General features: G+C 34.3%; 19 protein-coding genes, 1 tRNA gene and 1 pseudogene. 17 read left to right on the top strand and 4 right to left on the bottom strand.

The window, feature by feature from the left end; all coding sequences use genetic code 11:
- Nucleotides 1-14: 14 nt before the first annotated feature.
- Nucleotides 15-1,445: a carbon starvation CstA family protein gene (locus MVE64_RS05560; RefSeq protein WP_247344529.1), complete on the bottom strand. Its 1,431-nt coding sequence runs from the start codon at nt 1,443-1,445 to the stop codon at nt 15-17.
- 336 nt (nt 1,446-1,781) lie between these two features.
- Between MVE64_RS05560 and MVE64_RS05555 the strand changes: the two genes are divergently transcribed.
- The 6 genes and pseudogenes from MVE64_RS05555 (at nt 1,782) to MVE64_RS05530 (ending at nt 8,238) form a co-directional block, all read left to right on the top strand.
- On the top strand, nt 1,782-1,982 hold the full coding sequence (locus MVE64_RS05555; protein WP_247344527.1) for a YqgQ family protein: 201 nt from the start codon (nt 1,782-1,784) through the stop codon (nt 1,980-1,982).
- 93 nt (nt 1,983-2,075) lie between these two features.
- On the top strand, nt 2,076-3,032 hold the full coding sequence (locus tag MVE64_RS05550) for an ROK family glucokinase (RefSeq protein ID WP_247344524.1): 957 nt from the start codon (nt 2,076-2,078) through the stop codon (nt 3,030-3,032).
- A gap of 403 nt (nt 3,033-3,435) precedes the next feature.
- A complete protein-coding gene (locus MVE64_RS05545; RefSeq protein WP_247344521.1) occupies nt 3,436-5,340 on the top strand; it encodes an LTA synthase family protein in 1,905 nt (634 codons plus the stop codon).
- 136 nt (nt 5,341-5,476) lie between these two features.
- Nucleotides 5,477-6,574: a M14 family metallopeptidase gene (locus MVE64_RS05540; protein ID WP_247344518.1), complete on the top strand. Its 1,098-nt coding sequence runs from the start codon at nt 5,477-5,479 to the stop codon at nt 6,572-6,574.
- Between the two features lie 211 nt (nt 6,575-6,785).
- On the top strand, nt 6,786-7,925 hold the full coding sequence (locus tag MVE64_RS05535; protein WP_247344515.1) for a YqgU-like beta propeller domain-containing protein: 1,140 nt from the start codon (nt 6,786-6,788) through the stop codon (nt 7,923-7,925).
- A gap of 5 nt (nt 7,926-7,930) precedes the next feature.
- Nucleotides 7,931-8,238, top strand: a pseudogene (locus MVE64_RS05530) (MTH1187 family thiamine-binding protein).
- Between the two features lie 59 nt (nt 8,239-8,297).
- Here MVE64_RS05530 and MVE64_RS05525 read toward each other — a convergent pair.
- Nucleotides 8,298-8,462: a DUF2759 domain-containing protein gene (locus MVE64_RS05525; protein ID WP_247344512.1), complete on the bottom strand. Its 165-nt coding sequence runs from the start codon at nt 8,460-8,462 to the stop codon at nt 8,298-8,300.
- A 262-nt stretch (nt 8,463-8,724) separates the two neighbouring features.
- Here MVE64_RS05525 and MVE64_RS05520 point away from each other — a divergent pair, with 262 nt between their 5' ends.
- Nucleotides 8,725-9,357 (top strand): MBL fold metallo-hydrolase, encoded by a 633-nt coding sequence (locus MVE64_RS05520; RefSeq protein WP_247344510.1) that lies wholly within the window; start codon nt 8,725-8,727, stop codon nt 9,355-9,357.
- A gap of 64 nt (nt 9,358-9,421) precedes the next feature.
- Here the strand turns inward: MVE64_RS05520 and MVE64_RS05515 are convergent, their stop codons facing one another.
- The gene (locus MVE64_RS05515) at nt 9,422-9,670 is read right to left on the bottom strand and encodes a DUF2626 domain-containing protein (protein ID WP_098799530.1); all 249 of its coding nucleotides are present in this window, start codon (nt 9,668-9,670) and stop codon (nt 9,422-9,424) included.
- Nucleotides 9,671-10,013: 343 nt separating this feature from the next.
- On the opposite strand from MVE64_RS05515, the gene MVE64_RS05510 reads away from it, so the two are divergent.
- Entirely contained in the window at nt 10,014-10,394 is a 381-nt protein-coding gene (locus tag MVE64_RS05510; RefSeq protein WP_281730460.1) for a Spx/MgsR family RNA polymerase-binding regulatory protein, read from the top strand.
- A gap of 44 nt (nt 10,395-10,438) precedes the next feature.
- Here MVE64_RS05510 and MVE64_RS05505 read toward each other — a convergent pair.
- Nucleotides 10,439-10,511, bottom strand: a tRNA-Gln gene (locus MVE64_RS05505).
- 569 nt (nt 10,512-11,080) lie between these two features.
- Here MVE64_RS05505 and comGA point away from each other — a divergent pair.
- The 9 genes from comGA to MVE64_RS05460 are packed head-to-tail and all read left to right on the top strand — an operon-like array spanning nt 11,081 to nt 15,602.
- Complete coding sequence (gene comGA / locus MVE64_RS05500; protein WP_231307892.1) at nt 11,081-12,148, top strand: competence type IV pilus ATPase ComGA; 1,068 nt, start codon at nt 11,081-11,083, stop codon at nt 12,146-12,148.
- 12 nt (nt 12,149-12,160) lie between these two features.
- Nucleotides 12,161-12,715, top strand: a complete 555-nt coding sequence (locus MVE64_RS05495; protein WP_247344507.1) for a type II secretion system F family protein — start codon at nt 12,161-12,163, stop codon at nt 12,713-12,715.
- On the top strand, nt 12,712-13,170 hold the full coding sequence (locus MVE64_RS05490) for a type II secretion system F family protein (RefSeq protein ID WP_281730459.1): 459 nt from the start codon (nt 12,712-12,714) through the stop codon (nt 13,168-13,170). The genes MVE64_RS05495 and MVE64_RS05490 overlap by 4 nt, the downstream gene beginning before the upstream one ends.
- 10 nt (nt 13,171-13,180) lie before the next feature.
- Nucleotides 13,181-13,495, top strand: coding sequence for a competence type IV pilus major pilin ComGC (gene comGC / locus MVE64_RS05485; protein ID WP_247344502.1), 315 nt, complete (start codon nt 13,181-13,183; stop codon nt 13,493-13,495).
- Entirely contained in the window at nt 13,470-13,925 is a 456-nt protein-coding gene (comGD, locus tag MVE64_RS05480; protein ID WP_247344500.1) for a competence type IV pilus minor pilin ComGD, read from the top strand. Before comGC ends, comGD begins: the two co-directional genes overlap by 26 nt.
- Complete coding sequence (gene comGE, locus MVE64_RS05475) at nt 13,891-14,238, top strand: competence type IV pilus minor pilin ComGE (protein WP_247344497.1); 348 nt, start codon at nt 13,891-13,893, stop codon at nt 14,236-14,238. The genes comGD and comGE overlap by 35 nt, the downstream gene beginning before the upstream one ends.
- On the top strand, nt 14,162-14,665 hold the full coding sequence (gene comGF, locus MVE64_RS05470; RefSeq protein WP_281730458.1) for a competence type IV pilus minor pilin ComGF: 504 nt from the start codon (nt 14,162-14,164) through the stop codon (nt 14,663-14,665). The genes comGE and comGF overlap by 77 nt, the downstream gene beginning before the upstream one ends.
- Nucleotides 14,662-15,042, top strand: a complete 381-nt coding sequence (comGG, locus tag MVE64_RS05465) for a competence type IV pilus minor pilin ComGG (RefSeq protein WP_247344494.1) — start codon at nt 14,662-14,664, stop codon at nt 15,040-15,042. The genes comGF and comGG overlap by 4 nt, the downstream gene beginning before the upstream one ends.
- 41 nt (nt 15,043-15,083) lie before the next feature.
- Nucleotides 15,084-15,602 carry a shikimate kinase gene (locus MVE64_RS05460; RefSeq protein WP_247344491.1) on the top strand — a complete coding sequence of 173 codons (519 nt, stop codon included), beginning with the start codon at nt 15,084-15,086 and terminating at the stop codon, nt 15,600-15,602.
- Nucleotides 15,603-15,618: the final 16 nt, after the last annotated feature.

The following is a 15,618-nucleotide window of genomic DNA, read 5'->3' as shown; positions in this document are numbered from 1 at the left end:
TCACCTTTTAGGATTTAAGCAACCTTTTCATATGGAAGAGGATCTTTTTTATATTTTTTCATTTGAGTTAAGAACCAAATGAATACAGCTAAAAAGATGATTGAACCTATGATCATAGAAGTTTGATAGGATAATTGGAATCCTTCTGGTGCATAGAAAATATAAGATCCAGTTACCGCAGTCATGAACAATGCTGGAAGGCTGCAAATCCAGTGAAATTTGTTGTTCTGTAGTAAATACATTGCAGCTGTCCATAGCATTACTGTTGCTACTACTTGATTTGTCCAACCAACATACCGCCATAAGAATGAATAATCCATTTGTGTTAGAAGATATGTTGGAACGATAACTGGAATTGTCATTAGTACAGTTTTCATTTTAGAATCAAAGTTTCCAAATTTACTTAATAATTCAACAAGCATCATTCTTGATGATCTTAATGCCGTATCTCCTGTTGTAATAGGAAGAATAATGACACCTAAAACGGCAAGAATTCCACCAAATTGACCTAATGTTGTTTTACTAATTTCGTTTACAACACCTGCTGTACCACCTTCAGCAAGTGCTCCTTGAAGTCCATCAGGTCCACCAAAGAATGTCATACCAGCTGCTGCCCAAATCATGGCAATAATACCTTCAGCAACCATTGCACCAAAAAATACTTTACGTCCATCGCTTTCTTTCTTTAATGTTCTAGCTAAAATTGGACTTTGAGTACTATGAAAACCAGAAATGGCTCCACATGAGATTGTCACCATTAGCAATGGCCAAATTGGTAATTCACCTGGATGTAAATTTTCTACTGTTAGATTTGGAATGGAATGATCCATAAAGAATAAAGCAAATCCAATAGAAACAGCCATGATGATTAAGATAAGTCCGAAAATTGGGTAAATTTTACCGATTAGTTTGTTAATAGGTAAAACAGCTGCTAATACGAAATAAACGAAAATAAGTATTAAAGAAGCTGAATAGCTTAAAGGGGTTAACTGCTCAACTAATTGAGCTGGTCCCGCTGTGAAAGCTGCTGCAACTAAAATCATTAACACAAGTGATACTAAATTTATGATTGTTTTTACTGATTTCCCTAAATAACGTCCAACAAGTGTTGGATATTGTTCACCGCCATGTTTAATGGAAAGCATACCAGAAAAATAATCATGAACAGCGCCAGCGAATAAACATCCAGCAACAATCCAGATAAATGCAACTGGTCCATAAAGAGCTCCCATAATCGCCCCGAATATTGGACCTAAGCCTGCAATATTTAGTAGCTGAATAAGTGATGCCTTCCACCAGCTCATAGGCATATAGTCTAACCCGTCTGTTTTTGCGTAGGCAGGAGTTACACGTTGATCATCGATACCAAATACGCGCTCAACTACCTTCGAATACAAGAAATATCCTACGATTAAAATAAGTACACATAAAATAAAAGTTACCATTACTTGTTCCCCCTAATAAACTTCCAATTAATAAGTAACCCTATTTTAAACTTGTCTTTTAGAAATGACAATATATTTTTTAGAAAAAATAAATTATTCTGATAAATAAAACAAATTATAATAATGGATCCAATCAATATAAGGGGGAATTAAGGGTTTTTGATCTTTTTTAATATATTGAAATATAATGTAGGGAATGCTAGAAAAATAATCTTGTCAAAAACCCTTACAAATTTTAAACGTTTTCTTGACGCTTTTTTCAATTCCTTTATACTTGAAAGTAGTGCTTGTAACTTAGTGCTAAGAAATGTTTGTTATAATGAAGTAGGTGATACCTTGAAAACGATATATGACGTTCAGCAGCTTTTAAAAAAATTCGGAACCATTATTTACATAGGCGATCGAGTTTCTGACTTAGAATTAATGGAAGAAGAAATGAAGCAGCTGTATCAATCAAATTTAGTAGAGCCAAAGGATTACCAAATGGCAGTTCTACTCTTAAGACAAGAAATACAAAAACTTAAAAAGCAAGAATAATATAAGTTTAATGATTTGTATAAGTGAAAAGTAATAGGGTTGAAAACGTTTACTAATGAACATATATATAATAGTAGAAAAAGGTGATTTTAAATGAATGAGAAAATATTAGTTGGTGTAGATTTAGGTGGTACAACAATAAAAATGGCATTTATTAATTACTATGGAGAGATTATAGAAAAATGGGAAATTCCTACTGATAAATCAGGGAAGGCGATAACAACTGATATCGCTAAAGCAATTGATACAAAGCTTGAAGAAATAGGAATGGATAAATCAAGACTTGGTGGAGTAGGGATGGGAGCTCCTGGTCCAGTTAATTTAGAGAGCGGACTTATTTATGAAACACCAAACCTTGGCTGGGTAAACTATCCATTAAGAGATCATTTAGAGCTAGAAACCGGTTTACCTGCTGTTATTGATAATGATGCAAATATTGCAGCACTAGGTGAAATGTGGAAAGGTGCTGGAGACGGCGCTAAGGACTTAATTTGTGTAACATTAGGTACTGGTGTTGGTGGCGGTCTTATTTCAAATGGAGAGGTTATCCACGGTGTAAATGGAGCAGGTGGAGAAATTGGACATGTTACAGTTGTCCCTGAAGGTGGAGCTCAATGTGGGTGTGGTAAAACAGGATGTATTGAAACAATCGCATCAGCCACTGGAATCGTAAGGATAGCAAAGGAAAAGCTTCAATCATCTGATCAGGATAGCATTCTTAAGACAATCGCTGATTTAACATCAAAAGATGTATTTGAGGCAGCTGAAAAAGGCGATTCTTTAGCTGTAGAAGTAATTGATTATGTTACATTTCAACTAGGACTTGTACTTGCAAATTTATCCAATGGATTGAATCCTGAAAAGATTGTAATCGGCGGAGGAGTATCTAAAGCCGGAGACCTTCTTATCTCTAGAGTTGAGCAATATTTTAAACGCTTTGCTTTCCCGCGGGTTGCTAAAGCAGCGTCCATCTCGGTTGCAACATTAGGAAATGATGCAGGTGTAATCGGTGGAGCATGGTTAGTAAAGACAAAATTACTAAATAAATAAAATTAACACACAAAAAGACCTAGAAACTATACCGATAGATGATAGTAAAAAGGAGCCTCCATGAGAGAGCTCCTTTTATTTTTAGTGTTGAAATTACTGAGTTGAATGGATCATTTGTAGGTAATCAAAAGCAGAACTATATTCCTGGGTTTATTTTCAGAATTATTTTACTTTTAAAGAAAACGAAACTTTTTACGTTTTAGGACGTCTAATACTAGGGTATAGAGAATAAGCTTAACATTATTATTCTAGCAGGCTATTGTAAGGGGCGTATGAAAAAACATTGATTTTTTGTAAAGAAAGTATTAAGATATGTTTTAGTTGTTTAATACTAACCTAATAAATGGAAAAAATTAGAGATAAAAGGAAGCGTAATTGTCCCGAGGGATGAGGAGGTAGTTAGATGCGCAAAAAGACATTTTCAAAAATCTCATTTTTACTATTAGCAACGTTATTTCTATGGATAAAAACATACATTGTCTATAAAACTAGCTTTGATATTAAAATTGAAAATTTCACACAAGAGTTTATATTATTCATTAATCCATTAAGCTTTCTATTATTAATATTTGGTTTTGGACTTTTCCTGAAGGAGAAGAACAGAAACCGCTATATATTTGGTGCTAGTATCTTTGTAACAGGTTTGCTCCTGGCAAACATGGTATTTTACCGATTTTTCAATGATTTTCTAACAATTCCAGTATTGTTTCAGACAAGCAATATGGGAGATTTAGGAAGTAGTATTACAAATCTTTTCTTACCTAGTGATTTATTAATGTTTGTTGACTTAGCTATTTTATACTGGTTATTAAAAAAGCCAACTTTCAGATCCGCTTCATTACTGACTAGAAAAGAAAAGTCCGCTTATTTTCTACTAGTAGCCGCTGTATTCTTTTTTAATTTAGGGTTAGCTGAAACAGAAAGACCACAATTATTAACACGTTCTTTTGATAGAGAAATGCTTGTGAAAAACATCAGTGTTTACAACTTTCATATTTATGATGCGGTATTGCAATCAAAAACGTCTGCCCAACGTGCTTTAGCGGACAGTGATAGCTTGACTGAGATAGAAAACTATGTAAATGCTAACCGTAAAGCTTCAAATGAAGACCTACAAGGAATAGCACAAGGTCGTAATGTAATTTTACTTTCACTCGAATCATTACAGAGCTTCGTACTAAATGAAGAATTAAATGGACAAGAAATTACTCCATTTTTAAATGATCTGATCGGTGAGAGTTATTACTTTGAAAACTTTTATCATCAAACAGGTCAGGGGAAAACATCTGACTCTGAATTTATTGTAGATAACTCCTTATATCCATTAGGCCGTGGTGCGGTATTCTTTACAAACAGCAATAATGAATACAATGCAACACCAGAAATTTTAAAAGAGTCTGGATACTATTCAACAGTGTTTCATGCGAATAATAAGAGTTTCTGGAATCGTGACTTGATGTATCAAGGATTTGGCTATGACCGATTCTTTGATGTTAATGATTACAATGTAACGGAAGAAAATTCGATTGGTTGGGGCTTAAAGGATATCGACTTTTTCCAACAGTCAGTTCAACATATTGATAACCTTCCACAGCCATTCTATACAAGATTAATCACATTAACAAACCACTTTCCTTTTGAACTCGGGGAAGAGGATCGTATGATTGACGAGTTTGATTCTAATAGTAAAACGTTAAATCAATATATTCCAACTGTTCGCTACATGGATGAGGCAGTAAAAGTATTTTTTGAGGACTTAAAGAAAACAGATGTTTATCAGAACTCAATCATCATCCTTTATGGTGATCACTATGGAATTTCAGAAAACCATAATGTAGCAATGGAGAAGTTTATTGGCAGAGAGATTACTCCGTTTGAAACAGTGCAATTACAACGTGTTCCTTTCATTGTTCACATACCAGGTGTAACGGATAAAGAGCCTAAGAACATCACGAAAGTAGCAGGACAAATTGATATCCGTCCAACAATTATGAGTTTATTAGGTATTGATACTAGTGAGCAAATTCAGTTTGGTACAGATGCGTTATCAGATGATAAATTATCGTTCACAGTTTTAAGAGATGGAAGCTTTATCACTGAAAACAATGTTTATACACGTGGTATTTGCTATAATAAAGAAACAGGTCAGCCTACAGATCAGGCTGTATGTGATCCGTATATGGAAAAAGCAAAGCAGGAGCTAAATTACTCTGATGAAATCATTTACGGTGACTTATTACGATTTTATGGCGAAAACTCCGAAGAAACAGAAGTGAAAGCAGAAACAGTGGTAGAAGAAGAAAATTAATAACAGGGCTGACTCAAACTAAGGTGCTAGTCTTAGAGGGTCGACTTTTTGATGTTGAAAAACAGTAATGAACTTAACAACAATTGAACCAACCTAACATAAGCTATAACTAAATAGGCAAATTGGAGGTTCAATGATGATTATCCGCTTAAATAAAAGCATTTCACTTACTGATCTTTCAACTCATTTGCAACTCGACAGTCAGCTTTTACATGAGAGCAATGACGTTGAGCTGAGAGGTGAAATAGAAGCAAACACTCAGTTAAATATTCCTGTTAACTGCCTATCTATTGTTGAAAATAGTGATATCGTGGAGTTAGTTGGTGACGATATAATAAAATCCGAACTAAAGATGAAGAAACCTTATGATTCAAATGAGTTAGAAAAGGATATAGAAAAATTAATTGTTATGTATCCTTTTATAAAAAAGGATATAGTTGGCTATAGTGTGTTAGGAAAACCTATTTATCAATTAACAATCGGGAATGGTCCTAAAAAGATTCATATGAACGGTTCTTTCCATGCTAATGAATGGATAACCACGAGTGTGATGATGTATTGGTTACATGAATATGTTGATGCCTTAGGGAATGGTTCAACAAGAATAAATGGGCATGATGTCCAATCTATATATAAAGATACAACCCTTTCATTCGTCCCGATGGTCAATCCTGATGGGGTAGATCTTGTTTTAAATGGATTACCACATGATAACACTTACGAAGCAGGTCTTTTGCAAATGAATGATTTAAGCATCGATTTTTCACAGTGGAAGGCAAATATTAGAGGTATTGATTTGAATAATCAATATCCTGTTAACTGGGATATTGAAAAAGCCCGTAAAATTCCAAAAACACCAGCACCACGTGATTACCCTGGAGATGCTCCCTTAACTGAACCTGAAGCAATTGCTTTATCAAATCTTGTTAAAAAACAACATTTTGATCGTGTATTAGCATTTCATACACAAGGAGAAGAGATTTACTGGGGATATCTAAGGAAAGAACCTGAAGAAGCAGAAGCGATTGTAAGAGAATTTGAACGTCTTAGTGGCTACAAAGCAGTAAGAGACATAGATAGTCATGCGGGTTTCAGAGATTGGTTCGTTCATGACTATAGAAAACCAGGTTATACAATTGAGCTGGGAAATGGTGTGAACCCCTTACCGTTTGACCAATTTGATGAAATTTATAAAAAGAGTAAGGGCATTTTCTACGCAGGATTATATATGTAGCAAGCTTTTTAAAACGAGTGATTGAACAATTTCATTCACTCGTTTTTTTACATAGTGATAAAGTTAAGAAATTCAAAAAAAGTTCATCTGCTTTGATTTTTTTTTACACCTCAGTATGTTATTTTTTAATGAGGAATAATCTAATAATAAAATGAAACATTTTAACATGATAAAACGTATGAAATAATAGAGAAAAAATTAGGAGAGACAGGTGACAGAAAAGTTGATGAGATTAACTAAATTATGTTTATGTTTCTTGTTAATCGTGCTTTTTGGATCGGGTTGTAATCCATCTCATCAACAAGAGAATGATGAAGAGTTACTATCTATGAGGGAACAAGAAACTCCTGTAAAGGGATCAGAAAATCAACTTCAGGGAAAACAACTCACATTACCATTAGAAGCAGAGGAGGCGCAATTCCACTCAGTTGCTGACTGGAAGGATGACAAGACCATTTTTTATATCCTCAATGATTCAGATGGATCTAAAGTATATACGTATAATATATACTCTGGAGATTCAATATTGTTTTTTACATCAGAGGCACCAATTGTTCAATTGGAAGCAAATGAAGACAATAGTCTTTTATTAATTCATACTAGTCCTTCAAGTTATGAAGCAGAATTAATAATAGTAGACAGCGAGGCAAAGGTGCAATATCAGACGACAATTGAATCGTATGAGCTTCAGTACACTTGGAATCAGCAAAGCCAACATCAGCTTTTTGTATCTAGTTTTAATGAAGATTGGACCTATAATACGTACATAATTGATACAAAAGAGCAAACACTTGTTGAAAATCCAGTTGATATCCCGTTCATTCAATGGATAAATGATCATGAAGTGAGCTATTTAAAGTGGGATCAAGAAGCACCGGCTTTAACTGCTCCTTTATATATTTATAACCTTGATAGCAAAGAGGAGACTTCAGTCTCTGATGGGGTTGTTGCTAATACTAATTACACAAACATCATGTCTACGATTGAAATAGTGGATGAGGATGGAACAGCAACTGTTCGTTTTTATGATTCAACAAGTCAACAACAACTTTCGGAGATGCCGACACGTCTAGTTGCCCTTTATTCTGATTGGTCAATTCCATATCATGATATGGATAATAATAACCATTTTTACATGCTTGAAGTGAATAAAGAAAAAACAGGGTTTTCTCTCATTTCTTTTTCATTGGACTCTGGTGAAAAACAAACAGTTATAGAAAAAATGGAAAATCTCCCAATAAAATTATCACCAAACGGGGATTATGCACTATATGGTGCTAGATATGAGCATCTAATCAATTTGGAATCACAAAAGATGTTAGAGCTAATTTCTTTAAAGCAGGAAGGATGAAAAATATGGCAATAGTAGATGTAACAGTAATTCCAATCGGAACAAATACACCAAGTGTTAGTGAATATGTAGCAGATATTCAACAAATCCTTAAAAAATACGAATCTGAGGGGAAAATAAAGTATCAGCTAACTCCAATGAATACCATTATTGAAGGGGAGTTACATACATTACTTCAAGTGGTTGAAGACATTCATGAAGCCCCTTTAATAAAGGAATTCAGAGGGTAGCAACCAATATTCGAATCGATGATCGACGAGATAAAAAGTCTACAATGGAAAGTAAACTAGAAAGTGTGCAGAAGCATTTTTAAAAATAACCAGTAAAAAACCCCTTAGCAAAGTGCCAAGGGGTTTGTTCTGTTTTTAATTATTAGTGTGCAGTTGGGTAACCGTGGTGAATAAAGGTCATTACGGCAAACCATCCAAATACAGCTAAAGTACCAAATGCAAATGCTGCACCAAGAAGGTTTTTATCTTTCAGTGAACGAATAAGTCCGAAAATCCCTAGAATGGTTACAAGTGCAAATATAATCACTAAATTTCCCCATTAATAAAGCCCCCTTACTCTATGTAGATCATTTTTCGTTGAATCAATTTTAAAAAACAAATACAATAACAAGTCCTTCTAATATTTTAATCGGTTTCATGGCGTTTGTCGAGTTTATTTTCGATTCTATTCATTCAAAAGGGTAGTATTATATTTACCATCTTGTTCTATAATTAACCATCATGTGGTTATCATCACACTTATCTATAGTGTAAAATGAAAGTAAGTAAATAATTTGGAGGATGAGAAAATGAAATGGAGACAACTCCCTTTAGGACCACTGCAAACAAATTGCTATCTTTTTTTCAATGAAAAGAAGGAATGTTTAATTATTGATCCGGGTGGTGACGGGAAAAAGCTGATTAGCTTACTTGAGCAACAACATATAAAGCCGCTGGCCATCTTACTTACACACGCTCACTTTGATCATATTGGTGCAGTAGACGATGTGAGAAAGCAATGGAACATTCCTGTTTATGTACATAAAAATGAGAAAGATTGGTTGTCAGATTCATCTCTAAATGGTTCACAATTTTTTATGGCTGGTGCTGTTAGTGTAGCAGAGCCTGATAAATTAATTAAAGGTGAAGGAAAATTAGAGATAGGTGAATTTTCTTTACAAGTATATGAAACACCAGGTCATTCCCCGGGAAGCGTTTCTTTCTATGCACAAGAAGCAGGGATCGTTTTTTCAGGAGACGCATTATTTGCAGGAAGCATCGGCAGAACCGACCTGCCGGGTGGCAATCATGAGCAACTAATTAAAAGCATACATAACAAGCTATTGAACCTACCAGAAGAAACAATTGTTTTGTCAGGACATGGTCCGGAAACCAGTATTGAACAAGAGATGGAAAGCAATCCTTTTTTAAATGGTTTTTAATAATAGAAAAACAGGCAGCTATACAAAATAGCTGCCTGTTTTTTCATTTACATTGGTGTTTTAATTAATGTCCCATGTTATGTCCTGGAATCATCATAAATGTTGTCCAGTACGTAAATCCGACAAAGAAAATAGTTAGGTAAGCACCAAAAATATAAATGTACATGCGTTCGGATAATTTTAAATAAGATAAGAAAACAAAAAATCCAGTTTGTCCGAAAAAGAGTAAGGAAGTCGTCTTCATATCTCCAAGATAGAACATTACTGCGAAGATTCCCGTCCAGAAACCTAATACTCGGAACATACGATCCATATGTATCCCTCCTTTGTTGACTTTGCCAATAGCTGAATGGTAGATAAACCTGATGTTAGAAGTACATAAAAATTAACATCAATATGATAGCTTTTGACAAATTATAATCTGACATACAAGTCCATCACTTTAATTATTATAATGTACCATTAATATACTTGTAAATAGCGTTTACAATCATGCTGCAACAATCTAAAAAAGAAAATATTGTTGTAATAAAAAATTCAAAATATCGTTAAACAAATAACTATACAATCATTGTACAAATGATGTACAATTGAACCAACAAGTTATCAGGGGCCAATGATAGATCTAAACACTTATTACCTGAGGAGGAAGTATCGTGAAAAATCTAATGTTCTACAGTTATCCAAGTTGTACATCATGTAGAAAAACAAAGCATTGGCTAAAAGCGCACAATGTAACCTTTCACGAAAGACATCTTTTTCGTGATACACCATCTATAGATGAACTTAAGCAAATCTTATCTTTAACAACAGAAGGCATAGATGAAATTCTTGCAACAAGAAGCCAAACCTATAAAGACTTAAACATTGATGTAAATGAACTCTCTCTTTCCGAAGTACTTACACTTATGCACCAAGAACCAAAACTCCTACGCCGTCCAATCATCACAGACGGAAACAAACTTATCGTAGGCTACAACCCACAAGAACTAAGCAAGGTAGCAAGAAAACAAGAACTTAAAAAATCAGTATCATAAAAGAAAAAGACGTCTGCCACATGGCAAACGTCTTTTTCAAGTAGCTGGGCTAGCTGGATTCGAACCAACGCATGTCGCAGTCAAAGTGCGATGCCTTACCGCTTGGCTATAAGCCCATTGAATAAGCTTCAAGAAAATACATCCCTGAATATGCTACATGAATCCTCATCGCAAGAGGATATTTTGTGTTATTTCTGCAAGGAAATAACTCGAAATATCGTCGACGACTAAGTATGACCTGAGATAAAGTAAGTGCAAAGCAAAAAGTAAACCGTTTTCGGTTTCACTTAAAGCCCCATCACAAAGCACTACCCCAGCAAGAGGATATTCTGGGATATTTCTGAAGGAAATAACGCGAAATATCGTCGACGACTAAGTATGACCTGAGATAAAGTAAGTGCAAAGCAAAAAGTAAACCGTTTTCGGTTTCACTAAAAGCCCCATCACAAAGCACTACCCCAGCAAGAGGATATCTTGAGTGAAATACTTTCCCTCAATCCAACCTACAACCTCTATTATGTTCGATTTTCCATTTTCTATAACAAAAAATCATAATAAATTAAACTTCTTCCTATAAATTCAGAAAAATAACTTAATAAACAGCTCTTAAAATTCATTTTTACTGATGTGCAAAAAATCCTCCCTTTCTGTACAATGGTTGTACAAAGAAGAAAGGAGAAGTACAAGTGAAACCAATTGAACAAATAAGTGAACGAATTATTGAAGAAGCCTGTGCATTAAGAGCCTCAGACATTCACATTATTCCAAGAGAACAAGATACACTCATTCAATTTCGAGTTGATGATGATTTGATTGAGAAGCATACAATGAAAAAAGAAATCTGTGGTCGGATCATCTCTCATCTGAAATTTCTGGCCTCGATGGACATTGGCGAAAGACGAAGGCCCCAAAATGGATCATTGTCACTTTCCACAACCAATTTGAATGTTCACCTTAGATTATCCACCCTACCTACCATTCACGAAGAAAGTCTTGTGATTAGAATTCTGCCACAAGAAAAAATCCCGCCAATTACACATTTATCGTTATTCCCTGCCACAACTAACAAGCTGCTCTCTATTTTGAATCACTCACATGGTTTGATGATTTTTACAGGTCCAACTGGTTCGGGTAAGACAACGACACTTTATTCTCTCATTCATTATGCAAAGCGTCATTTTAACAGAAATATTATTACCTTAGAGGACCCGGTTGAAACGAAAAGTGAGGAAGTATTGCAAGTTCAAGTTAATGAAAAAGCAGGGATTACCTATGCTGCCGGTTTAAAGGCAATTCTGCGTCATGATCCTGATATTATTATGGTTGGAGAAATACGAGATCGAGAAACAGCTCAAATAGCCATTCGTGCCAGTCTAACTGGTCACCTTGTTTTGTCAACCATGCATACAAGAGATGCAAAGGGTGCGATATATCGTTTAATGGAATTTGATGTGAGTTTATCAGAAATTGAACAAACCCTCATTGCTGTTTCAGCTCAGAGATTGGTTCAACTTAAATGTCCATTCTGTGAAGATCAATGCTCTCCTTTTTGTAAGAAACTAAGGCAAAAAAGAAGGTTAAGTATTTATGAGCTTTTATATGGGAAAAACTTAACAGCTGTCGTAAAGGAGGCAAAAGGGGAATTAGCTTCCTATCAATACCCAACATTAAAAGATGTTATAAAAAAGGGAATAGCACTAGGATATCTTTATCCAAATTCTTATGACCGTTGGGTGTTTCGTTATGAAGATTAAAAAAAGTGGAAATTGAAAGACCAACTATCTTTGCTAAAAAGATTAAGTAGTTTGTTAGATAAAGGGTATACACTAAATGAAGCTCTGCAGTTTCTTCATGTTAACGAGCAAGGGTATAAAAAAGCTGACTTACAGCAATGTATATCATATTTATCTTCAGGTAATTCATTTCGAATAGCACTTTCAAGCTTACAATTTCATCGGGATGTGTTAAGCTATCTCTATTTTGCAGAACAGCATGGGGACCTTGAATTTTCACTAAAAGAATGTAGTGGGATTCTGGATAAAAAACTTACACAGTTCGATAAGCTTACAAAACTACTACGTTATCCTATCTTTCTTCTATCAACAGTGGCAATTATTTTACTCATGATCCAATTTGTTATCACCCCACAATTTGAGCAGCTATATGCTTCTATGAATATTGAAACCTCTTTTTTTTCATTATTTTTACTAATTGTTTTTAATGGATTAAAGCTTTCAGGAATTTTATTGATAGTAGCAGCATCCGTAATTGTTTATTATTTCTTTTCCATATTTAAAAAACAGCCGCAGATACTCAAATGAACACAATCATAAAAATTCCTATTTTAAAAAGAATATTTATTATTTCACACAGTTATTTCTTTGCTCTGCAACTAAGTAACTTATTAAAAGGGGGGATGTCTACTTTTGAGAGTTTAAAGGTGTTTGAAAGTCAAAATCTGCTGCCATTTTTTAAGGTAGAGGCAGGCTACCTTATTCAACAATTACGAGCTGGTGAACAGCTTCATCACATTATTGGTGAACGATGCTTTTATGAAAAGGAGCTGTCTCTTGTTATTTTGCATGGACAAGCAAATGGACAGCTATCACGGGAACTTTACACGTATAGCCAGCTTATTATTGATAAGCTTGAACAAAAAATGGTGAAGGTAATGGCAATCGTTCAACCAGCTATTTATGGTTTTGTAGGAATAATCGTGTTATTTGTCTACTTATCTATGCTTTTACCGATGTACAAGATGATGGAAAGCTTATAGGAGGTAATCGATGAAGAACGAAAAAGGTTTTACATTAATTGAAATGCTAATTGTATTACTCGTTATTACAGTTTTACTGCTTATTACAATTCCAAATGTAACGAAGCATAATAGCAGTATTCAAGAAAAAGGTTGTGAAGGTCTAATTAATATGGTACAGGCCCAAGTTACGTCTTATCAAATTGATCATAAAAAAATTCCTACCTTAGGAGAACTAGAAACCGGTGGTTATCTAAGAAGCACACCTGTATGTCCAAATGGAAACACGGTTGTTATTGCTGCAGATGGAGTTGTTTCTGATGGAGGAGCACCAGCAGCCGATTAATAAAAATGGTTTTACCCTATTAGAGACAGTCCTTGTGTTAGCTATTGTAAGCAGTATGAGCTTGCTTTTTATTGCGAATATTGTTCCTATTTATAATCAAAAAGTTTTAGATACTTTTTTAGATACATTTGAAAAAGATGTCATGTATGCACAGCAATACGCATTGGTGAATGAAGAAAAAGCATATATAGTATTTGTGCCGAGTCAGAACAAATATACTATTGAAGGAACAAAGCATGGGTCAATTCTTATCGAAAGAAAGTATGATAGTAGAATCAAAATTGAGGCTGAAGTGTTTTCGAACCGCATCACTTATAATCCAAATGGTTCGATTCGAGCAAGTGGGACTATGCACATTAGCTATTATAAGCAGTCATTTAAGGTGGTTTTTTATCTTGGAAAGGGTCGTTTTGCTCTTCAAGAACTTTAAAGGTTATTCATTAGCAGAAACAATCACAGCATTTAGTATGTGGATATTAATTGTCTCCATCCTCATCCCTCAGCTTGTTCTTTTAACTCAAGAACGAGTTACAACAAAACAATCTTCTGATGCATTGAAATTATTACACGAGAAAGTTCAACATGTTGCTTTTTCTGGTGTTAACAAAGAAAACGAAGATATTGAAAAAGACTCAGTAGTTTATCACTTAACATGGAAGGAGGAAGGTGGGGATCAAAAGGCTTGTATGGAGTGGTCAAGTTTGTATAAAAAAACAAAATCAGTTTGCCTTCTTGTATCTTAACGAACGGGGGTATACGTTTTTGAATATGCTTCTAACCTTTTTCATTTACTCCTTCATTATTTCAACTCTCACGATTGTTTTTCACTTTTTAATTTCTCATTCTCAACATCCCGAAGACTTAAGGCCATTTGAATGGGAACTTTTTATCATACAACTTCATAGGGAATTTAAAGAATCCAGTCATATAACCATTCAGGATAAAGAATTAACATTTACAAATAATGCTGGACAACATGTTAGTATTAATCACTATAAAAACCTAATTCGCAGACAAATAGCCGACAGAGGCCACGAAATCCTTCTTTTAAAAGTAAAAACAATGACTTTTCACCAAGTTGACAGAGGAATTCAACTTTCTGTCATAAGTGAGGCTGGAAAAGTCTATACCTACACATTTAGAACTTATAAGGAATTAGTAAAAGCATGAAGCAAGAAAAAGGTTTTATTTTGCCAAGTATGATGGTGGTTGTGTTTTTCTGTTTGCTAATAACAGCGCATATATCAATATCCTTAGTGAATGAAAAGAATTTTTATGAAGAAACAAAGCAATACTATACTCTTGATTCAATTATGCAAGCTGCAGTCGAAAGGTCACTAAAGGAAGTGAAGGATGGAACTCCTTTACTTAATGAACAGATTTCAGTGAATACGTTTAATGGTCAATTTTCTTACCAGGTTCAAGAAGTCTCACCACTAATTTTTGGAGTTTCCATCACATGTCAAACAAATGAAGGAAAAGAATATACAGCTTCTTATCATTACGATTCTTCAATAAATGAAATGATTTTATGGTCTGAATATTAAAAATTATGGTATTGTAGAAAGAAAACGTGGAGGAACTGGTTTTGGAAGCAATCTATTTAACTGGATTTATGGGAGCAGGAAAAACAACGGTTGGTCAACAACTTGCACAAAACATGAAACTTCCTGTTATTGATACAGATCAAGAAATTGTAAAAAAATTAAATAAAAGCATTAAAGAAATATTTGAAGAAAATGGTGAAGCCTTTTTTCGCGACCAAGAAACAAAAATCTTAAAAGAACTTCCAACAAAAGACGTTATTATTACAACCGGCGGTGGAATTGTTATTAAGGATGAAAATAGAGAACTTTGGATGAAGGAACATGGCAATATAGTGATGCTTCATGCCGATATTGATACAATCTACGAACGTGTTTCTTCAGATAAAACTCGACCTTTAGCAAGTAAAAAATCAAAACAAGAGCTCAATGATTTATATCAATCACGAGTAAACTTTTATGATGATTGTACAATTTTAATTGAAACGGACCAAAAAAATATTGAAGATATTGTGAATGAAATAAGTATACGATTAAATTCTAAGAACTTTGGAAATAAATAGAGGTAGATACCATTAT

The sequence above is a fragment of the Metabacillus endolithicus genome, assembly GCF_023078335.1.
Lineage (GTDB): Bacteria > Bacillota > Bacilli > Bacillales > Bacillaceae > Metabacillus > Metabacillus endolithicus.
The sequence above is the reverse complement of the archived record's forward strand: the minus strand, read 5'-3'. Positions and strand labels throughout refer to the sequence as shown.

Excerpts from the sequence above, each read along its gene's own strand:
- MVE64_RS05560 (WP_247344529.1), bottom strand. The coding sequence starts at position 1,445 with ATGGTAACTTTTATTTTATGTGTACTTATTTTAATCGTAGGATATTTC.
- MVE64_RS05550 (WP_247344524.1), top strand. The coding sequence starts at position 2,076 with ATGAATGAGAAAATATTAGTTGGTGTAGATTTAGGTGGTACAACAATA.
- MVE64_RS05545 (WP_247344521.1), top strand. The coding sequence starts at position 3,436 with ATGCGCAAAAAGACATTTTCAAAAATCTCATTTTTACTATTAGCAACG.
- MVE64_RS05540 (WP_247344518.1), top strand. The coding sequence starts at position 5,477 with ATGATTATCCGCTTAAATAAAAGCATTTCACTTACTGATCTTTCAACT.
- MVE64_RS05520 (WP_247344510.1), top strand. The coding sequence starts at position 8,725 with ATGAAATGGAGACAACTCCCTTTAGGACCACTGCAAACAAATTGCTAT.
- MVE64_RS05515 (WP_098799530.1), bottom strand. The coding sequence starts at position 9,670 with ATGGATCGTATGTTCCGAGTATTAGGTTTCTGGACGGGAATCTTCGCA.
- MVE64_RS05490 (WP_281730459.1), top strand. The coding sequence starts at position 12,712 with ATGAACACAATCATAAAAATTCCTATTTTAAAAAGAATATTTATTATT.
- comGC (WP_247344502.1), top strand. The coding sequence starts at position 13,181 with ATGAAGAACGAAAAAGGTTTTACATTAATTGAAATGCTAATTGTATTA.
- comGD (WP_247344500.1), top strand. The coding sequence starts at position 13,470 with ATGGAGGAGCACCAGCAGCCGATTAATAAAAATGGTTTTACCCTATTA.
- comGG (WP_247344494.1), top strand. The coding sequence starts at position 14,662 with ATGAAGCAAGAAAAAGGTTTTATTTTGCCAAGTATGATGGTGGTTGTG.